Genomic DNA, 20,486 nt, shown 5'->3' with positions numbered 1-20,486 from the left:
AGCTTTTCAACCATGCAAGAAAAATAGCAGGTGAATACATGTTGGTATTAAAATAAACTGAAATCAACAATGTCACCTGACCCGGCAAATAATTCTCTTGAATCCCGGCAACCGTTTTCAACCCACAGGTAAATATCGGACGCCTCCGCCAGCTTGTCTGGCGGCCCTGCAAAAAAAGGAAGAAAGAGGAACGAAAAAAGAAAAAGGAGGTAAAAAGAGAGTCGAAAAAGAGTATTTTTCAGATAAAAATTGATTTATCTTTCTTTGGCATCTTTACAGGTTTTCAGGTTGCTTTTACTTGCTGGTTTTTTGTTGATTTATTGTTGATTTATTGTTGATTTATTGTTGATTTATTGTTGATCTCTTAAAGGCTTCCCCGGTCAGTTCTGTCTGTTAGTTTTTTGCAGTGTTTTCAGTAGTTTTCACTTTCTGGCTTTTTCTTCTTTCCTTTCTCTTCTTTTCTCTTTTTCTTTTCTGTATTTTTAGGAAAGACCGCTCTCCTGCGTCGAGCGTGACAAAAACGACTCAATATAGCGAATAAGGTTGTATGGGTCAAAGAAATCGTAATTTAGTCCGCTGAACGAAGTTCATTATTAACGTCTATAAGTTAGTCCTCTTGAGCGCAGCGAAAAGGACCGCGGGCTGTTGCGATTACATAACAACTCCCAGAAAATCTCCGATTTCCTGTGATCCCGAATCGCAACTCGGGCAGCAAAAAAAGAAAGTGGAAGGGAAAATGATTTCCCTTCACTGTATTAACAGTTCAGGTTTTTTTGTTCTCCTTTTTTGTCCTCCTTTTTTGTCCTCCTTACTTCTTTTTCAACAGGAACAGTACGGAAAGAATTCCCGAAACTGCAAAGACAATCCCAAAGCCCGGACTTTTCTTTTCTTCTGAGGTCGTTTCCGGAACTTCGTTACCCGTTATTTTCTGTGCCTCATCTCCGGAGCCTGGAGTTTCTGCCGGCGTTATCGTAACGGCACCTTTCTTTTCCCCTGTAATCGAGTAGTAGGAAAAGCCAGGGGTTTCTGCTCTGAAGTAGAAGAATTCGGCGTCTTCCCCGGTTTTTTCGGTTGAAAGCTGGACCCAGGCATTTTCATGGAAGCGGTTCAGAACGAGGGTTGCTTCATCGATCATATTTTCTTCCATCCAGCTGCGTGGGACCTTAAAGTCAATCACGGCACTCTCAAACGTCCCGGATTCCCCAAAGAACTGGCTCCCGATCACTATGTTCATGTACTGGAAGACCACGCCTTCCGGACCTTCCAGAATCGTTTTTGGCAGGCCGTTCAGGGTCTCCACTTTCCCGGTCACTGTCCCGGCATTTGTCCCTGAAACAAAACTGATGCCCGTAACACTGCATCCGGGGCCACTGAATGTAAACTCCGCCTGCTGGCCTGCGAGTACCTGCTGCCTGGAAACATCCACTACCTGAACGTTGACAGAAGGCACTCCAGAGACGCCACTGAAAATGGCTGACCGGCTCCCGCTACTCCCCCTGTGTTCCTCTTCTTCTACTTCTTCTCCGCCATCGGTAACTTCGGGAGGGTTGTAGAGGGGAAGGCTGTCAAATTGGTTTCCGGATCCCGGAATCTCGTAAGGGAGGTCACAGAACCCGTCCCCATCTGCGTCAGGAGTGGTTTCGGAAAAGCCTGTCCCCTTCGGGTTTGCCCAGCAGTTGCCTCCGATATACGGGTCCCCGAGGATATTTGGCTCTTCAGTCTTGCTGACGTTCCAGGTGTTTCCGGAACATTCCCCCATCAACTCGACGTTCAGAAAGTCGCTTGAGAAGAAATTGTTGTAGATGCTGTTATTGCAAGAATCATAAAGGGTGAGCCCTTCATCGTTATTACTCACACGGTTTCCGACCAGACTTGAATTCGTCGTATTGTAAAGATAAATGCCGTATATGTTATGCTCAAGCACCTGGTCTCTGACTGTTATATTCTCGCAGTCAACAAGATACACTGTCCCTGCATTGGAAGAAGCATCGAGCACCCTGTCGGATTCCCCTACAAGGTAGTAAATGGGCTTGCCGTCCACAAGGTTGCTGGTATCGATATCCCCGATTACACCTGCTATAAAAGGCAAAGCTCCGAAGTTGTACTCGTTACCTGAAATAAGATTATTTCTCAGGACGCTGGAATCGGAAGCAAGAATGAGCCCGAACTCGTTTTCTGAGATGCTGTTGTTGTTCAGTTTGTTGTTTTCCCCGGCAACAGAAAAGATTCCACACATATTATTCTCAACAGTGTTGTTTGAACAGTTGCTGTCGCTGTTGAACATGCCCAGAATCCCAAAATAACTGCCAGAAAGGACATTCCCGCTTAAACTGCAGCCAGATACCCCTTCCAGATAAATCCCTGCCTTGCTGGCCTCTGAAGCTCCGGACACGGTAAACCCGCTGATCGTCACGGAATCGGCAATCACGTTGAAGACGTGTTCTTCGGGATCAGCCGCACGGACAATGGTATCTTCAGGGTACCCAGAGGAAGAAATGATGCTGACCGATTTGTTCACCTTTATGTTTTCCGTATAAGTGCCCGGGCTTACAAGAAGCGTATCCCCTTCCCACGCAGCATTTACAGCCGCCTGGATTGAGGAAAAAGCCCCAGCTCCGGAACCCACAGTGAGGGTCAGAGGGATACCCGGTTCCCTGCAGATGGGCAGGTAATCCTTACTTTCGGTCATGGAGTTGATAACGTAAGGAGTGTCTCCGATCCCATTTCCGTCAGCATCAGAGCCCGCATAATCGCTCCAGTAGTTTCCTGAAGTAGTATTCCATACATTATGTCCCGTGTCCTTAACGTTCTTTATGTTGTGGAACGAATTTCCGTATATGGTGTTATTTTCGGCTACTGTGATCCAGATCCCGAATTCCGAGTTATTTGAAATCGTGTTGGAAGACAGGACATTATCCGAAGTGAAATCTTCCCCGGTCCAGCCCTGAAGAACAATGCCGTGGAAGTTGTCCAGAGCTCTGTTCCCTGAAAGGGTATTGTGCTGGCTTATGGTCAGGTCAAATCCGCTTTCACTGTTCGAATTTGCAGTGTTTGCTGTCAGGTTGTTGTAGTCCGAACCCAACAGACAAAGCCCGTTAGTATTGTTATAAGCACTGTTTTCCAGGAAAGTGTTGCCATTGGAGTAGTCTGCCTGAATTCCTACATTACTCCCTGAGGCATTGTTTCCGCTTATGTTGTTACGTCCGGACTCGGAAAGATAGATGCCGTATGCCGAATTTTCGGCCAGGGTGTTGTTTGCCAGGGTGTTTCCTGAAGAGGACGTCAGGTAAATTCCCCGCGAATTGTCTGAAAATTCATTGCCCTCTACCGTATTGTTCCCGGAGTCCTCGAGGTACACTCCATACCGGTTGCCGGAGAACGTATTGTTTTCAATTGCTGCTCTTTCCGTTCTGGAAAGGTAGACCCCAAACCGTCCGTCCCGGAACACCAGGTCCCGGACTGTTACGTTCAGGCAGTTAAGCAAACAAACAGAACCCGCATCAGATTCTGCATCCAGGACATAGTCGGAGACTTCGGAAAGGATGTACAGGGACTTTCCATCCAGCAGGTTGCTTGACTCCACCTCAGGCACACTTTGCGAAGCACAGTCTCCTTCAATTCCAAAGTTGTAAGTGTTCCCTTCCATTCTATTACCGGAGAGGGATTTCCATTCCGAATCTTCAATGTAAAGCCCGTAGTAATTTGAATCTGCGCTGTTGTCCGTGATATTCAAGCCTGAGGAATCCAGGATGTAGAATCCGATGTCATTTTCTGACGAGCTAAGGTTCTCAAAGTGGGAATCCACCGTATTGTATAGGTAAAGCCCGTAGTAATTTCCGGAGAGGTTCAGGTCCCGGACTGTCACATTCTGGCAGTCAATACAATAAATAGTCCCTGCATCCGAACCTGAATCTAGGACAAGGTCGCTTTCGTTTACAAGATAATAGATAGGCTTGCCGTCAACTGTGTTGCTTTCGTCAATATCCTGTTCAGTCGAAGCTTTCGGAATTGCAAAATTGTAAGAGTTGTTTTCCATACTGTTGTTTCTCAGGCTATTTCCTTCCGAGTCGTACAGATAGATTCCGATTTCATTGGATTCGGCCCTGTTCCCGTTCAGGGTACAGTTCCCTGAACCAATAATATAAATTCCACAGCAATTGTCCGAAAGTACGTTTCCGCTTATGTTGCAGTCCCTGGCCTCATAGAGCCAGATGCCGGCGGTAGCGTAGGAGGAAGAAGAATAATATTCAGACCCTCCACTTACGGAAAAACCTGAAATGTTTACTGCATCTGCCGTTACATAAAACACGGAATCTTTCGGGTTTGCAGCCTTTACTTCCGTATACTCAGGTCCGGACTCGGAAATGATTGTAACAGCCCTGTCAACATCCACGTTTTCCGTGTAAGTGCCGTTTCTGACAATGATTGTGGCGCCGGGGGAAGCAGCATTAACTGCAGCCTGGATGGAAGTGAAGTCTGCAGGCCCGTCATCGTCCACATAGATCAGGGAAGCGTCAGTCGCACTGATCCATTCCGTTTTTTCAATAGTGCAATTTCCGTATTCGTTTTCCACTCGGAGTGTGACATTGTACTTCCCGGCTCCCGCATAGGTATGGGTTGGGAAACGGTCGGTAGAAGTGTTCCCGTCCCCGAAGTCCCAGTACCAGGCCGTGGGGGAGAGCGTACTTGCATCAATAAATTCTACCATGAGGGGAACCGGACCCGAGGTAACATTGGCCGTGAAGGCAGCTTCTGCCGCTTCGCTCCGGTTTGTGAAAGCTTTAATGCAAACGTTCATGTTTTCCACAGCAAGGGCAGTGTCCACCCAGCTTTCCCCGTCCGGGCTGAAGAAACTCTCCCCGGGATTTGCCCTGGCTTTGCTGCTGTATCCTTCCTGTGGGTATTCAACTGCCACAGGGAAGGAATACCCGGGGGTAGTAAATTTTACAACTATTGAAAAGTCCTGTCCGGGCTCAAGCGGAACTCCAGATTTCAGGGAAACCGTGTGGTAACCTGCAAAGGTGATTGTCCCGTTAGCAAAACTTTCTGTCCCTGCAGGGTTTATGGGACCGGAAACCGGATCGCTGTAGACGTAGATTTCGTACCCTGTGCCGGTGGCAGGGGTATAGAAACTCACAGCTTCAAGGGTTTCAGCTTCTTCGGCTGTAAAGACGTTGGCTGCCCAGGCTGTGCTGCTTCCTGAAGACCCGATACTTTCAACCCAGCCCAGAGGATCGTACTGGTACACATGGGAATAGGAACTGAGGTCTTCGGTTGTATGGACGACATTCTCGCCTCCGATGACATTATCGTAATAAGAAACATAGAAGAAACCTTCATCTCCCCAGTTGGTACCCCAGGAATTCTTGACAATGAACGCCCCATCTCCCGGAGCTGCAGGAGTGAATTTGTTTCGGTCAAAAGAATCGTCCCAGCCTACTATACCTACCATATGGTTTGCACAATTCGAGCCTGCGTAATAATGACTGCAGTTGGCAGCGTCATAAGCATCGGAAGAAAAGTAAATTACAGTGTCAACTGCCCCATAATTCGTCAGGGCCCATTTGATCAGGTCATTATCTTCGGGACCGCTTCTTGCCGGGAGGGAAATCACTTTCTGTATACGTTTTAAGGAAGGAAGGTCTGTCGGAGAGACCCTGGAGTGAGGGTCGTAGGGGTCATCGGTCTCACTTACCGGGCCGCTCCAGCGGGCAAAGTAAGCCGTAGTCATAAGAGCGTTTCCGCCATCATCAAAAGTGCGGTCAAAACCTTCAGGATACTCCTCCGAAAGCAGGTTTTTTATGTTGTTCTCGGAAAAGTCCATGTTTTTTCCTTCTGTTCCGAGAATGTAAGATTCAAGGGATGCATAAGCCCCAAATGTCCAGCAGCTTCCTGCATCTTTCTGGTCCCGGACAGGACTCACACGCCCAAGGGACCTGAGGTCGTAAGAAGCAGGATAATTACTCAAACCCTCCGGACTTTCAACAGCTTTCAGGTGTGAGAGATCTACTGGGGCGGGAGTATAGCCTGTAGCTAAATTTTCTTCTTCTTCTTCAGAAACCTCACCTGAGGTCAGGAGTATTCTATTCTCGGTTAGCTCCTCATTTTCAATGTACTCCTCAAAATCGGGGTTCAAAGGAGCGAGGGAAAAAAGTCCTGAAGAATCATTTTTAGATGAAATTGATTCATAATTTTCAAATGTTGTGGATCCATTATTTTCAAAAGTTTTAATTAAATTATTTTCAAATGTAGAAGATAAATTAGATTCATCTGTTACACATCCATTTTCTATCGAAGTCAGGTTTTCTGAAATTGCTGATGCTTGCCATGGAAAGAGGCATATTGCAGCAAGAAAAAATAATATAATGAGTTTTTTTAGCATTTTATCCCTTTATACGTTTTATTTTGTTTTTTAATTATTTTAAAGATATAACACAGATTCAGCTTCCTACTCGGCATAAACGTAAAATGATCAGTACATTTTAACAGATTACATTAGAAATATTTATTTAATGGTCAGTACATTTTAACAAATTACATTAAAAATATTTATTTAATAAAAGCACTAAACTATTAAATATTTTATATTTATTATGAGTATTAAGTGTTTTTATATTTTCATGTTAGTCCAGAAAAAGTTGCTTCAAAGAAAAGGCTTAAGGGGTAAACTTATCGCAAATAACGCAAATAGAAGATCAAAGACGAGATGGATTGAAGGATAACTCTGAGAAAAGGGTGAAAGCTTGAAAGCACTGATTATCATAGACATGACAAACGACTTTGTGTTTGAGAAATACGAACATGAAGGTAGGGAATATAAAGGCAGCCTCGTGGCCCCACTGGGCAGGGCAATCGTTGACCCGATAGTGGAACTTGTGAAAAAAGCCCTCCGCAGGGGAAATACTGCTGTACTCAGGCTTCCGAAAGACCACTACAACGCTTTCACAAACCCTAGACTCGAACTGGAGCTCGCGGAGCTGGGCATTGACGAGGTATTCATAACAGGCCTGGTTGATGAGGTCTGCATCTACCACAATGCTCTTGTCTTTCTTGAGAAGGGCTTTCGGACAAACGTCGTAAAGGGCTGTACGGTCCCCTTTGATGAAAAAAAAGGACATGAAGCCCTTGGGGAGCTCAAAGCTTGCGGAGCAAAGATGGTAGATACTGTCCCTGAGGACATAGGGGTTATCCTGCTCCTTGAAGACGAACATGATGAAAACTCGGAAGAAATAAAATCCGGCACCTGGCCGCCTCACAATATGAAAGGAACACCCGGAGCCCTTACAGTTAAACCAATCAGGGATGCACTTGAGGTCAGAAATTAAAAATGAAGATGAAATTCTTCAAATAACAGGCACAAAGAAATGAAAGTACTTTTCAAATCACAGTACTTTCATGCCAAAGGAAAGGAGGCACAGGGGATAAACCGTGATCAGGAAATCTGTATCTTAAAAAGCCTGCTTCTCTTTTCTTTTTGCCACTCAGCTTAATCACCGGTTCAGTTTTTCAGTTTAATACCCTTTCTTCAAAGTTCAACACGCATTCGTTTTCTTCAAACGTATTTTCTTTTAGCTCTTCAATCACCTGCGGCGGTTTTTCCGAATTTGTTTTAATATGAAGCACCCGCTGCGGGAAGGGAATTTCTATGCCGTTTTCTTCAAGAGTTTTTTTGATATTCCACAGGAGCCTCGTTTTCAGCCCGAACCATTCGTTCACAGGAGCCCAGATCCTGGCAGTAATGTTTACCGAGCTTTCTCCAAGCTCATTTACAAAAACTGACGGAGCGGGGCTCATGAGGGCGAAAGGTTCCTTGTCTATAAGGTCCTTGATCAGCCATATTGCAGCACTGGCATCGTCGCTATAGCGGATTCTGATTGTGTATTCAAATCTTCTTACCGGATGTCCCACAATATTTGTGATGTTTGTGGTAAAGACCTGCTGATTGGGCAGGCGGACGAGGAGCCCGTCATAGGTGCGGATAAGGGTTGAGATTATGCGGATATCGGTAACATAGCCAGCTATCCCATTGATTTCTACCTGGTCCCCTATTTTTATGGGCCTTTCAAACATAAGGAAACATCCTGCGACCAGATTTCCAACAATGTTCTGGCTCGCAAAACCGATGACGATACCCGCGACTCCTCCTGCAAGCAGGAACCCTGAGGGGTCAAACCCTATTAAGGGAAGTGTCGATATGAAAACGACAATAAGAGAGCTATAATAAAGAAGTTTGAGGACAGGTTCGCCCACATCCTTACTAACCCGGTCTTTAAGAGACCTCCGCAGGTAAATTGTGAGCACTCTGGAGAGGAGGACCGAAAAAGAAAGAATGAGAACAAACTTTAGTAGGTCTGCAAAGGTAACCATGCCTTCTGAGGTTTCATACAGCTCAAAATCAAAAAAATTAATATCCGGGAGGATCAAAAGCCCCACCCCATATAAAATTTAAGAGGCACAAAACCAAGCTTCCGGAGGCCGTAAACGCCAAAAGCCTCTTTCCTGATTTTTTGGTCTTTCACAAGATAACCTTTCATCTCTCCGTTAATAGGTTGCATTTCGAAACCAGTTTCAGCCGTGTTCCTGTTGAGGATGTCCATACGGGCTTTCATAAAAACATCCCCGTCATAGTACAGTTTCATCCCGTACGCACTGAAAACAGCTTTTGAGATTGAAGCCCAATCAGAGGAGGTATTTCTAAGAGTAAGCTCCATAACTCCTTCCTGCAGGGGATTAAGGGAAGGAGAAACCGAGTATAACCCGCTTTTCCAGTGCTTGCAGACAACTCCGTTTGAAACCTCTCCGTAAAGGGTAAATTTCTGCCTCACCAGGCTGAGCACATCCAGGACCTGGGGACTCTTATTTCCGTTTTCCAGGATAAAAACGCCTATTTCAACCGGGAAAGTCAAAAAAATCCGTTTTTTCTCCCCGCCTGCAAGGAGCAGGGTTTTCTCAAACTCTATCAGCAGATTTGGAGTAATTTCTTTAGGAGTGTTCAGAGGTTCAACTGGATTGATGATAATGCGCTTTCTATCTCCAAGTATGAGCTTTTCCACTTCATCTTTTCCAAACGTCCTCTTGTATACCCATCCATCTCCTGTTTTTTCTACGGATATGGAAATTCCTTCCTGTTCTACTGAAAATGGGGGATCGTAGTAGCCGTACATAGTATTCCAGCAATTAACATATTTATGTCAATTTCTAAATTTCTTAATATTACATTCAAACTATTATAAAAAAATTACTTCGAATAAATTTTATAGGACTGTAGAACAAGATGGTCCCTGATTGATTGATCTATTCCGGAGCCCTGGAAAGAAGCTTTCAGTTCTCTCCCTGCACCGCCCTGGGTTAAGACCGGCCTGCCAGCTAGGATTAAAAACAAAAGGTGAAACGATACGGCTATTAAGAGAAACTGATCTGTGGAAAAAATATCCCCTGGGCTGAGAAATACTTTCCTTGACCCCGGAGTTCGGTTTTGAATCCCTGCATTATAGGATATCTCCGCCAGCTTGTCTGACGGCCCTTCCCAAAAAAGAGGGAAATAAAAAAGAGATTTGACAAAGAGTGTTTTTCAAGTAGAATTTGCTTTGTTTTGCTTTCTTCTGCCTTTTTTTTCGGTCACTTTGACTTGTTTGGTTCTCATTTCTTACTTACAAGCTTCCTCAGTAGCTCTTACTTATTCGGCTTTTAGACCCATCTTCTCTTTTTAAAATAAAGAAACATGCTTATTCCCAGTAATACCATACTAAACATGACAACAGGGTAACCCCAGCGCCACCGGAGTTCGGGCATGTAGTCAAAATTCATGCCATAGACTCCTGCGACAAAGGTAAGGGGGATGAAAATCGTGGCGATGATTGTCAGGACTTTCATAATATCATTCATCCTGTTGCTCAAGCTGGACAGGTAGACATCTACCATTGAAGAGAGGATATCCCGGAATGTCTCTATGGAGTCTATGACCTGAATGGTGTGGTCATAAATGTCCCTCAGGTAAATCTGCGTAGTCGCCGTGATAAGCTCGGACTCCACTTTCTGTAGGCCGCTAATCAGTTCCCTGAGGGGCCATACCGATTTGCGCAGAAGGATCATATCTCTTTTGTATTTCTGGATTATTTTAAGGGTACCTGGCGCCGGGTTTCTGATAAGTTCATCTTCAAGATCCTCTATCTTTTCCCCAAAGTGCTCGAGGATCAGAAAATAATTGTCGATTACAGCGTCAATAAGGCCGTAGGCAAGGTAGTCCACCCCGTTCTTTCGCATGCGTGAAGCCGGATTTTTGAGCCTTTCCCGGAGAGGATCAAAAACGTCCCCCTCCCTTTCCTGAAAAGACAGGATGTATCTGGGACCGATGATGATGCTCACCTGGTCAATAACAATTTCTTTCGTTTCTGTATCAAGGAGCATCATTTTTAATACAGTGTAGATGTAGGACTCATAGTCTTCCATCTTGGGTCGTTGTCCCGTGTTTAGTATGTCTTCGAGAGTCAGAGGGTGGATCTTAAAATATTTCCCGAGCTTTTCTATAACCTCAATCCGGTCTAGACCGTCGACATTTATCCATAAATTCATTCCAGGCTGATCCATTAAAGCCTGACATTCCTCCACGGTCTGCAGTTCTTTTTCGATAAGTTTCTCGTTGTTATAGATCCATGCCTGAATTACGACCTTCTCTACCTTTTTTTCCCCCACATGGACAAGAGTTCCGGGGGCAAGCCCGACATTTGATTGTCTTCCTCCCAAAGTTTCCGGTTTCACGGCTTTGCCTCACTTTATAATAAAAATAAGTATCTTATTTAATTAAGACTTCACTGATTTAAGCCTATGTATGGTTTTTTTCTTGGAATATAATTATTAAGCTATTGAAACCGGTTCTATAATTTTCAGCATAACCCGACTCTCAGCCTGGAAATGAGTTTTTAAGTGTGCAGATAAATTGCAGATAATTTTATGTATTATCCATTAAATAGAATATTATAATAAATATAATATTAGGTTTTCCAAAAAATAGGGGAATTTGGAAAGATCGTCAGTTTTGAAACTGGATATAGGGGTGATTAATATGGTTCAAACGGAGATTACGAATAGTCTATATGATATGTTTGATCAGTTTATAGCATTTATTCCGACATTAGTGGCCATAATTCTTCTTCTTATTGTAGGGATAGTATTGGGGAAAGCTCTCGGGAAGATCGGGGCAAAGATACTGGATAAAATCGGACTCGATGATCTGGTCGACAAAACGGTGATAGGGGGAATGCTAAGAAGAGCACAGATGAGTACGGTCGGCTTTTTTGATGCAGTCATCCGCTGGTTCGTCTACATCATTTTTGCCTTAATCATCCTGGATCTTCTAAATATTGAGGTAGTGAACAGCTTTGTTGAGATCATAATATTCTATATTCCGCTTGTGATCTCTGCTCTCATTGTCCTGCTCATAGGTTTGCTGATTGTTGATTTCATCAGCGACCTACTCCAGAAGGTGCTTATTTCAACCGGAGTGGATGATAAGTTTGAACAGACAGCTCTTGGAGCTTCAGTTAGATCCGGAGGACTGACAGCTTCAGGCATTATAGCTGGAATAGTTAGAATATTCGGGTACCTGATCTTCCTCACGGCTGCATCGGATATCCTGCAGCAGACCATGATTACTCAACTGTTGATAGATATCACTCAGTATTTGCCACGTGTAATCATAGCCATCCTGATCCTGATGATAGGAATTCTTTCTATAGATCTGGTAATGGACTATCTGAGTGTTACTGTCAAAAGCATGGATATAGAAGGGACAGATATCATTCTTCCCCTCCTCAGGGGCTTCCTGCTTCTTATTCTTGTTCTGGTTGCCCTGGATACAATGCTGATTGATACCAGTATCCTCTACCTCTTCTTCGGGCCGCTGGCTTGGGGGATTGCGATTGTGGTTGCCTTCAAATACGGGGTCAAGGATGCAATTGTTGCGTATGCAAAAGAAAGGAAGTAATTTCTTCCTTTCATTTTTTTAGTCAACTCAGCAATTAATTACACTTTTAATACCCGGCTATAGTTTCGAATGTAACCATTCTATAGTCAATGTATGGGCTTCTTTACGTCACATCTCAAAAAATGATAATTCTCTTTCTGTAAAAGAGTTCCATTATAATCCCACAATCCTTTAGTCTTTGATCAAAAGCTGGCCACGGCAGACACAATCGCCTGATGGAGTTCTTTTGGATTCTTAGAGCTGATAACTACTCTTTTCCCGGTTATGAGTTTCAGGATTACAAAGAAATTTGCTCTCCTGGAAAAAGTCGTATCTTTGCAATTCTTTCCGATAAAAGGGTCATATGCCTGAATCCTGCAATCTTCAACCACATAAATAGGGATTTTCTTAAATGAGGTATTCAGAGGTATTAAACGGATATAGATTCCGTCCCTTCTAACTTCGGTTATATGTTTTGTACAGTGGAACAAAAGAGGAAAAAATACCCCAAAGACAAACCAGAGAGCTAATATGTAGAGGTCAGGGATATTCTGAACCCCTGCAGGTTTTCCGAAGACCAGGCTGTAGATCCCGACGTACCAGAGCAGAAGGGCAGGATAGAGGACAGAAACCAAAAAAACGTTATTGTGCAGATCCTGTACTTCTCTAAAAATCAAACCTGTTTCCGGATGTACCGTGACAATCCCTCCCTTTATAGTATGAACTAACCAGACACATACACTGATCAACGCATTCCTTACAGAACTTATCAGGCAATGCTCTTATTATACGAAACAGGCACCTTACACCTACTTTAGTAACCTCACAGAAAATACATGTCGTACCTTAATCCGAAGACATGCTTTTTAAAGAAACTGATTTAATAAGTAAATGTCTGCTTGATAATATTTTTGACTTTAAAAGTCAATTAATTGAAAATCTTTTTATTTTTATCTACTAAAACAGAGTAAATAAACCTTCCGAAAAAAATAGGAATATTATATCAGATTTAATTTAAAAATACAATTAATGATCAAAAATTAACTATAGTGATAAAATGCTTAAAGTAAATCTGGGATAAAATGTTAAATACAAAAACATTCTGGAAAATTTTATATATAATAAAATTAAAACTGTTTTTGAAGTACTTTCATCCCCCACCTGTCAGGTTGATGCCCTCCGAGTAAGGGTACTTCAAGCTGTTCCTCCGTGCTCCCAGAGTTAAAAGCCTGAAAAACTGGCAGAATTATCCTTTAAGTCTGCTTTTTTATTGCCCTGTTAATAGCTTCGGAAAGTCTTTCCGGGACCTGAGATCCAATCATCAGCTTTTTTACTTTGCTCCCTTCCGCAAATTCAAAAAGCACTCCCCTGTTACCCTTTGCATTGTATGCAGTCCCTTTTAACCCGTAGCGTATCCCCCAACCTCCGTAATCCCTGATTGGGTTGTAGGTTATGATTTCGTAACTCTGGATAGTCTCGAAAGGAAAGGATCTGAAAGAAAAATGAAAAGGGTAAAAGCGGACATACAGGCCATCTTTCCTGACTTCGGTGATCATTTTGAGGGAATAGAATAAAAGAGGGAAAAGAACCCCGAAAACCAGCAGTAAGACAAGCATCATCCAGTCAGGAGCAGGATTGTTCCCAAAAGGTTTCCCGAGAAAGAGCTGCTGGTAGGCACCGTACCAGGAAAAAAATACCGGAATACCAACAACAAGCCTGATCCACACCTGATCCATCTTCTGGACTTCTCTAAAGAGAACTGGATTACGTATCCTGCTAATTCCTTCAGTTGTGCAGTACATTTTTTGCCGGTCTCCGAATATGTCTTCAATATTTTATGGAATCTACAGGAGAGTTTTATGAAATATGATAGAAAATTTATAGAAAGTATTCCAGGAGTGAAATATTGTATACTCCCATGAGAATAAACCTACGTAGGAATTATAACAACTAAAACGACAAACTGATTTAAAAAGGATTCTAAAAAAGTAGAGAAATAAAAAAGTAGAGAAATATGGCTTTTTAATAACCCAGTTTCTCCATTTCCTTCAGTACAGCTGCACTGAAATCCGTGAAATTCTGAATCCCGCCGGTCCAGGCAGCCATCATCATGGTGTCTGAGATCTCAGCCCTTGTAGCTCCGAATTTATGAAGCCTTTCCAGGATCTTGACTGCGCTTTCCGTGTTGTTGTTGGAGCAGGCGATAGCAAAGACCATCAGATGCTTCTGTTTCATGGAAAGCCCGCCTTCCCTTTCAGCCCAGATAGCTTTGTAAAAGCCTGCAAGCCCTTCACCAAAATCCTCATTTATCTTTTCAGCATAAACAACAGACCTGGGCAAAAAGCCCTTTACTTCTTTGATTTCGTGAATATTCTTCCCCATAATTATCGATATGTGATAGGCAAGGATCGGATATAACAGTATCTCTTAACAGTGTTTCTGATCAGCTTGAGAAAAACTAACTACTAAAACCCATAAAATAGTCCTCTTGAGCGCAGCGAAACGGACAGCGTACTGTTGCGATTACATCGCAACTCCCATGAAATCTCCGATTTCCTGTGATCCCGATCCGCAACTCAGGCAGCAAAGGTTTAGACCCATTAACCCCATATTTCTGGATAGACACGATTGTAAGAGGTAAAAAATGCTGTACCGTAAATTAGGAAAAACAGGCGAAAAGGTCTCTATTCTCGGCTACGGCTGCATGAGGCTTCCTGTTCTCGAGGGGGCGCCTGAAAAAATAGACGAAAAGAAAGCAACCGAACTCCTCCGCTACGCCATTGACCACGGGGTAAATTACGTTGATTCGGCATATTCCTATCACAGCGGGATGGGCGAGGTATTTCTAGGAAAAGCCCTTGCCAATGGCTACCGGGAAAAAGTCCTCCTTGCAACCAAGCTTTCCTGCAAGCGCGTGAAGACCAGGGAGGACATGGACCATTTCTTAAACGAGCAGCTTGAAAAGCTCCGTACGGACTGCATCGACTTCTACCTCCTGCACGCCGTAAAAAAGAGTTACTGGGAAAAACTAAAGGAACTCGGCATTATCGAATTCCTGGACTCAGCCCTTGCAGCCGGAAAAATCAAATACACCGGTTTTTCCTTCCACGACGAGCTGGACGTTTTCAAGGAAGTCGTGGACGCCTACCCCTGGGCGCTCTGCCAGATCCAGTTCAATTTCCTTGATGAGGACTACCAGGCAGGAGTCGAGGGCCTGAAATATGCGGCTGAAAAGGGGCTTGCCGTCGTTATCATGGAACCTTTGAGGGGAGGGAATCTGGCATCAAAAGTCCCGGAAGCAGCCCGGAAGGTATGGGCCGGAGCCGGGACTAAAAGAAGCCCGGCAGAATGGGCTTTTCGCTACCTCTGGGACTATCCCGAAATCAGTGTTGTCCTGAGCGGGATGTCGGAACCGGAGCACCTGAAAGAAAACCTGAAAATTGCAGAAGAAGGGTACCCCAATTCCCTTTCAGCCGAGGAAAAAAGCCTGATCGCAGAAGTTAAGGAGATCTACAGAACCCGGACAAAGGTCAACTGCACCGGCTGCAAATACTGCATGCCCTGCCCATCGGGAGTAAATATCCCGCGGAACCTCAGTTATTTGAATGACGTTTATATGCTTGATGATGTGGAGAATGCCAGGTTCCAGTATGGGGTCCTTCTGTCACCTGAGGAAAAGGCAAGGAACTGCGTTGAGTGTGGGGAATGTGAGGAGGTTTGCCCGCAGAATATTAAGATAAGAGAGATGTTGAAGGAAGTAAAGGAGTTTATGGAGGGGTGAAGAGCAGACCCCCAATTTTTTGACGTTCTTTCTTTTCACGCACCGTACAAGGCTTGATCCCGTCTGTCAAAAAGAAAAAAGAGTTGAAAAAAGGCATAGGATCCCTGAGCCGCTCCCATGGTTTTCATCCTTTTCTCAGTCTATTCCTGCTTTTTTCTTCTCCCTGTGAGTGTCCATCATCACAATCAGGGGTGGGAAGACCACGAAGGTGACGAAGATTGCCAGGAAAACATCAATGACCGTAACAAGCCCGAAATTGCTCAGGATGGGGAAGGGGGAGAAAATAAGGGCTGAAAACCCAAAAACCGTTGTAGCTCCCGAAGCTATCAGAGCTGATCCGGTGGTTGTCATCGCCTGGTTGATTGCTTCCACAGGGTCCAGGCCGTTTTCCTTTTCCTCAAAGTAGCGTTCCATCATCAGGATAGAATATTCGGACCCCACACCCAGGATCAGGGCTCCAAGCACCGCGGTCATTGGCGTGTATGAAAGGCCCAGCCCGGACATGACGAGGCCTGACCAGCCCACTACAATAAACATGGGGACGATCGGGGAGAGCGCTTTTACGTAGTCCCTATAAACCACAAGCAGCCCGAGTAACACCAGCACTATTCCAAGCATGGTCATAAAGACCCTCCCGCTTGTAAGGGCACTGATGATATCAATCATCGCCACACTTTGACCGGTAATAATGACAGTAACTTCGGGGGGCGGCTGCAGCCACTGTAAGTCTTCCCCTACAATATCCCGCAGTTCTTTAATGCCTGTTATCTCGAGGTTCTCCATGGCCTGCCCTATATCAAGGTCAATTGTCAGCAACTGGCTGCCCTGTATGTATCCTTTTTTCTGGCTTTCCGGGATTTCCCCGTATATTTTCCGTATTTCTTCAGAGGTTTCGGGTATGGTACCGCCGTTTTTTTCCTTTAAAAGGTCTACAATACTCGTAGCCTCGTACACATGCCCTCGGTTTTTAACTTCATACTGGCTAAACTCATCCATCCACTTCAGAACTTCCGGGTCACTGTTATCCTTTACTTTAAGAATAATGTTTAGATGGTCTCCGGTTCCGGAAATCAGGTCCTGCATTTGTTTATAATTTACAAGGGAAGGCATGTCTTGGGGAATGAAAGTATTTGTGTCGGTCTGGATAGGGACTGACTGGTCTGCATAAATCCCAGCAAAACATGTAAGCAGGGAAATCACCAGGATGATCCGTGAATGTTCTATGGTAAAGTCGGCGATCTTTATAAGGGCTCTTTCAAGGGCTTTGGCTTTCTGGACTTCTGCCACTGGAGAATTGGAAGGATCGGTTTCGGTTTCGATTTTTTCGTCTTTCTTATTAAACAACCCGAAGGGGTTCTTCCTGGAAATCCAGTAGAAGCTGTAAAGGGCTACCAGTCCTAAAAAAATTCCAAACATTATCATAAATACCCTCCCACTTGCAAGGGCACTGATTATGTCGATCATCGTCACACTTTGATCGGTAATAATGTCGGTCTGGATAGGGATTGCCTGGTCTACATAAATCCCAATAAAACATGTAAGCAGGGAAATCACCAGGATGACCCGTGAATGTTCTATGGCAAAGTCGGCGACTTTCATAAGGAATCTTTCAAGAGCTTGGGCCTTCTGCACCTTTGCCGCGGAAGAATTGGAAGGATCAATTTCGGTATCGAGTTCTTCTTTTTTCTTCTTAAACAGTCCAAATGGATTCGTCCTGGAAATCCAGTCGAAGCTGTAAAGGATTACCAGTCCGAAAAAGAGCGCAGAGATGTAACACATGACAACCCCTATCAGGAGCAATTTCCCAAAATCCTGGATCATGGGTATGGTGGAGGTAAAAAGGGGGATAAAGCCAAGAGCAGTCATTGCCAGGGCTATCAAGACGGCAGGACCTGTGTGTTTTATGGTGAGGACAAGGGCTTTTCCTGAACTTTTTCCAGCACGGATTTCCTCTTCCATCCTGTTATGGAACTGGATAGCATAGTCAATCCCCAATCCTATCAGGACAGGAAAAGCTGCCATAGATACCATTGTCATGGGCACTCCGGCATATCCCATAAGCCCGAAAGTAAAAAGGACTCCCAGCAGCACAACCGGTAAAGGAAGCAGCCCCCATCTTACATGCCTGAAGACCAGGAGGAGCACGACAATCATCAAGAGGGAAGCTATCCCGAGCAGGATGCCCATGCTCTGGCTTATCTCTTTGTTAATATCAAGTCTCAGGGCGGGGGAACCAGTAACAATGAGGCCATAGCCAGGAGGAAAACCGGCTTCTTTCAGGGAAATGTCCAGGGTATTAAGGATGTCTCCCCTCTGCTGGTCAGTTGAACTGCCTGCGACTTTGATCACGAGGACCATATGAGTATCGTCAGGCATGAGAGATTCGAACATTCCTGGCTGGATATTAAGTATATCCTGGACTTCCCGATCTGAATCCGGGACTTTTGCCCTTCCGGAGACTTTGTAATTGATTTGCTTTATCAGGGTAGCAGGGCTTGTGACAGACAGAACTCCCGGGACGGTCAGCATATTATGTTCCAGCCTATCTGCGGCTTTCATAACGGCTGAAGATTTGACCTCGGTTCCCTCAACCATCACTATAATGTTCTCGGTCTGGAAGTTTTTCTTGAAAAGGTGATCATAATCTTTGTACAGTTGCGTGCCTTTGGAGACAAAAGTTTCCGTCCCTGACGCCATCTCAATCATCTGTGCCCCTTCAAGGGACAGCAGGATCAGAAGAAACATGACGGCAATTATAGTTGGGCGGTTACTCTGGATGAAAACCCCTAATTTTTCGAATATGTTTTTTATGGCAGTACCCCCTTACAGGCTGCATTTACTCTTTTTGTTTCTGAACAATCTTTATTTTTGACAGATTTTACCTGGACTCTCAGGTCTCACTGGAATTCTCAAATTTTGTGGAATTCAGATTTTACTGGAAGATCATAAGCACCATCAGCAGTTTTTCAGGAAAAATCCACAGCCACAGCTAGTCAAAACTGATTTCTCCATGAAAATTATTCAAAAAATTTTCCTGGTATCTTGATGTCTACTGAGGAAATCCGGCTTAGATTAGCAGTTATCTCTAATAATCAGGTAAGGATACTTTTCATAGGACCCCCTGAAAAACTGCTTGCTCAGATCCCCGGGTGCAGGGGACAGAGTTCTGTAAATGTTTTATCAGGAGAATCCGTCATATAGGACCTAATGCTTGAATCCGTTCTTTCGGGATTTATTCTTTCCAGGATCAATTTCCTGCCTCCTTTACGGAATCGATTTTCTTCATGATCCGCACCTCTGTTTTAAGGCATTCTTCATAATCTTTGATGTCCTGTTCCTCAAGATGTCCCATTAGAAAAGCGTCAACTTCTTCCATTTTCTTGTTCAGGATCTCATAGTACCTTTTCCCTTTCTCAGTAAGGGATACCGGAACTCTTCTGCGGTCATTTGGGTCTATTCTTCTCCTGACAATATCTTTATTCTCCAGGGAATCTATCATCCTTGAGAGGCTGCTCCTGTCCAGATTCATGCACAGGCCGAGATATGAAGGAATTATTTCTCCTGCCGTGCCAATTATTATGATAGCAAGAGGCTGTTGTTTGCTGAGTTTTTCGAGTTCGTCCAATCTGGCCTGGGATATTTTTTGATAGACGTTTCTTTCGAACAATTTGTTGAAAAGTACTGTCCTTTCAAGCATCAACAGCCTGATTTCTCTTATTTGTTGATCATCTAACATGCTTCCTCCAGGACGCCATACATGTAACTGCAGAGTACAGATGCATGGATACCATAGCCAGATTACAGCGTCGGTCTGTAAGCGTCTGAGGATCTACTTTAGTTTCATATAATGAAAACATACTGTTTGACAGCCATAACTAATTCAATTATAAATAATTGATATTTACAACAAATTAATTATATGATATTTAAGTTTATCGAATATTTATAAAAACCTCATTAAACATTCAAAAAATGAATGTGGTAAAAATATAGTCAGATAGATTTATAAAAAAGTCTCTGCCTGAAATACAGGTTGTTAAGGAATTTTAATTTCTTACACGCCTCCGTGAACTACCCCCACCTATTTTCTGATGAAGGCGAAGAAGGGGACTTCCCGCTATGTCTCCGCGCTCCCTGAGTTAAATTTCAACCTCTTTTCCGTCAATCAATAAGCTCTTAATTACGGCATTTCCATATTTGTCAACAACAACCTTTACATCGACTCCTTCTTCCCCGGTCCACTGTTGACTTTCTATCTCTAGCCCCCTGCCTTCGGGGACAAAATAACTCTCAATACCGTACTCAACTCTGAGTTCTTTAATTTGGGGTTCTTCTGTTATAATGCCGTCTTCATCTTCTTCCCAGTCGTAGATCAGTTCTTTTACTGTGCCTTTGATGTAAAGCCCATCCTCTGGCGGATTCCTGTACACTTTTTTTGGCACTCCGTACCCGTCTTCCAGTGCAAGTGCCAGGTATATCCGGTCATTATAGTTAAAATAAGGATCTTCGGCTGGAACCACTTCCAGGTCCAGGGTACTGATCTCGTAATTAAGGGTCACGTAGTCTCCCCTGAAAAGGTCCCTCGGGTCTACAGGTTCGGTTTTAAGTACGACTTCTGTCCCGGTTCTCAGGGTATATTCTTTGTACAGGATAAAGCCCGAAAAGATCAGGAGCCAGAAGACTATTGTGAGGTAAAAAATCTTCTTCGGATTCATTCCCAAACCCTCCCTGCTCCTGAAAGAG

Annotated in this window: 14 protein-coding genes; 4 read left to right on the top strand and 10 right to left on the bottom strand. The window is 44.0% G+C overall.

The window, feature by feature from the left end:
• Positions 1-808 precede the first annotated feature (808 nt).
• Positions 809-6,136, bottom strand: coding sequence for a NosD domain-containing protein (locus EO92_RS16775; RefSeq protein ID WP_162197475.1), 5,328 nt, complete (start codon positions 6,134-6,136; stop codon positions 809-811).
• Between the two features lie 67 nt (positions 6,137-6,203).
• Between EO92_RS16775 and EO92_RS18130 the strand changes: the two genes are divergently transcribed.
• Together EO92_RS18130 and EO92_RS12585 are read left to right on the top strand one after the other, a co-directional pair.
• Positions 6,204-6,416, top strand: a complete 213-nt coding sequence (locus EO92_RS18130; RefSeq protein WP_162197474.1) for a hypothetical protein — start codon at positions 6,204-6,206, stop codon at positions 6,414-6,416.
• 327 nt (positions 6,417-6,743) lie between these two features.
• Complete coding sequence (locus EO92_RS12585) at positions 6,744-7,325, top strand: cysteine hydrolase family protein (RefSeq protein WP_048172040.1); 582 nt, start codon at positions 6,744-6,746, stop codon at positions 7,323-7,325.
• A 181-nt stretch (positions 7,326-7,506) separates the two neighbouring features.
• On the opposite strand, the gene EO92_RS12580 is transcribed toward EO92_RS12585, so the two are convergent.
• From EO92_RS12580 to corA, 3 genes are all read right to left on the bottom strand, one after another.
• Entirely contained in the window at positions 7,507-8,433 is a 927-nt protein-coding gene (locus tag EO92_RS12580) for a mechanosensitive ion channel family protein (protein WP_235283326.1), read from the bottom strand.
• Complete coding sequence (locus EO92_RS12575; RefSeq protein ID WP_048172038.1) at positions 8,421-9,164, bottom strand: DUF432 domain-containing protein; 744 nt, start codon at positions 9,162-9,164, stop codon at positions 8,421-8,423. Before EO92_RS12575 ends, EO92_RS12580 begins: the two co-directional genes overlap by 13 nt.
• A 523-nt stretch (positions 9,165-9,687) precedes the next feature.
• Positions 9,688-10,758 (bottom strand): magnesium/cobalt transporter CorA, encoded by a 1,071-nt coding sequence (gene corA / locus EO92_RS12570; RefSeq protein ID WP_048172036.1) that lies wholly within the window; start codon positions 10,756-10,758, stop codon positions 9,688-9,690.
• A 304-nt stretch (positions 10,759-11,062) separates the two neighbouring features.
• On the opposite strand from corA, the gene EO92_RS12565 reads away from it, so the two are divergent.
• Positions 11,063-11,983, top strand: coding sequence for a hypothetical protein (locus EO92_RS12565; protein ID WP_048172035.1), 921 nt, complete (start codon positions 11,063-11,065; stop codon positions 11,981-11,983).
• A 182-nt stretch (positions 11,984-12,165) separates the two neighbouring features.
• Here the strand turns inward: EO92_RS12565 and EO92_RS12560 are convergent, their stop codons facing one another.
• The 3 genes from EO92_RS12560 to EO92_RS12550 form a co-directional block, all read right to left on the bottom strand.
• Positions 12,166-12,711, bottom strand: coding sequence for a DUF6141 family protein (locus tag EO92_RS12560; protein ID WP_235283325.1), 546 nt, complete (start codon positions 12,709-12,711; stop codon positions 12,166-12,168).
• 504 nt (positions 12,712-13,215) lie between these two features.
• A complete protein-coding gene (locus EO92_RS12555) occupies positions 13,216-13,764 on the bottom strand; it encodes a DUF6141 family protein (protein WP_048172034.1) in 549 nt (182 codons plus the stop codon).
• A gap of 220 nt (positions 13,765-13,984) precedes the next feature.
• Positions 13,985-14,344: a carboxymuconolactone decarboxylase family protein gene (locus EO92_RS12550; protein WP_048172033.1), complete on the bottom strand. Its 360-nt coding sequence runs from the start codon at positions 14,342-14,344 to the stop codon at positions 13,985-13,987.
• Between the two features lie 262 nt (positions 14,345-14,606).
• Here EO92_RS12550 and EO92_RS12545 point away from each other — a divergent pair, with 262 nt between their 5' ends.
• Positions 14,607-15,743, top strand: coding sequence for an aldo/keto reductase (locus EO92_RS12545; RefSeq protein WP_048172031.1), 1,137 nt, complete (start codon positions 14,607-14,609; stop codon positions 15,741-15,743).
• 135 nt (positions 15,744-15,878) lie between these two features.
• On the opposite strand, the gene EO92_RS18625 is transcribed toward EO92_RS12545, so the two are convergent.
• The 3 genes from EO92_RS18625 to EO92_RS12530 form a co-directional block, all read right to left on the bottom strand.
• A complete protein-coding gene (locus EO92_RS18625) occupies positions 15,879-18,488 on the bottom strand; it encodes a hydrophobe/amphiphile efflux-3 (HAE3) family transporter (RefSeq protein ID WP_052734359.1) in 2,610 nt (869 codons plus the stop codon).
• 502 nt (positions 18,489-18,990) lie between these two features.
• Positions 18,991-19,479 carry a MarR family winged helix-turn-helix transcriptional regulator gene (locus tag EO92_RS12535; RefSeq protein WP_048172027.1) on the bottom strand — a complete coding sequence of 163 codons (489 nt, stop codon included), beginning with the start codon at positions 19,477-19,479 and terminating at the stop codon, positions 18,991-18,993.
• A gap of 403 nt (positions 19,480-19,882) precedes the next feature.
• Complete coding sequence (locus tag EO92_RS12530; RefSeq protein ID WP_048172025.1) at positions 19,883-20,458, bottom strand: GDYXXLXY domain-containing protein; 576 nt, start codon at positions 20,456-20,458, stop codon at positions 19,883-19,885.
• Between the last annotated feature and the right edge of the window lie 28 nt (positions 20,459-20,486).

It is taken from the genome of Methanosarcina sp. 2.H.A.1B.4, from assembly GCF_000979385.1.
Lineage (GTDB): Archaea > Halobacteriota > Methanosarcinia > Methanosarcinales > Methanosarcinaceae > Methanosarcina.
This window is presented reverse-complemented; position numbering and strand designations above follow the sequence as displayed.

Coding starts and splice junctions, on each gene's coding strand:
- EO92_RS12575 (WP_048172038.1), bottom strand. CDS start 9,164: ATGTACGGCTACTACGATCCCCCATTTTCAGTAGAACAGGAAGGAATT.
- EO92_RS12565 (WP_048172035.1), top strand. CDS start 11,063: ATGGTTCAAACGGAGATTACGAATAGTCTATATGATATGTTTGATCAG.
- EO92_RS12555 (WP_048172034.1), bottom strand. CDS start 13,764: ATGTACTGCACAACTGAAGGAATTAGCAGGATACGTAATCCAGTTCTC.
- EO92_RS12550 (WP_048172033.1), bottom strand. CDS start 14,344: ATGGGGAAGAATATTCACGAAATCAAAGAAGTAAAGGGCTTTTTGCCC.
- EO92_RS12545 (WP_048172031.1), top strand. CDS start 14,607: ATGCTGTACCGTAAATTAGGAAAAACAGGCGAAAAGGTCTCTATTCTC.
- EO92_RS18625 (WP_052734359.1), bottom strand. CDS start 18,488: ATGTTTCTTCTGATCCTGCTGTCCCTTGAAGGGGCACAGATGATTGAG.
- EO92_RS12535 (WP_048172027.1), bottom strand. CDS start 19,479: ATGTTAGATGATCAACAAATAAGAGAAATCAGGCTGTTGATGCTTGAA.
- EO92_RS12530 (WP_048172025.1), bottom strand. CDS start 20,458: ATGAATCCGAAGAAGATTTTTTACCTCACAATAGTCTTCTGGCTCCTG.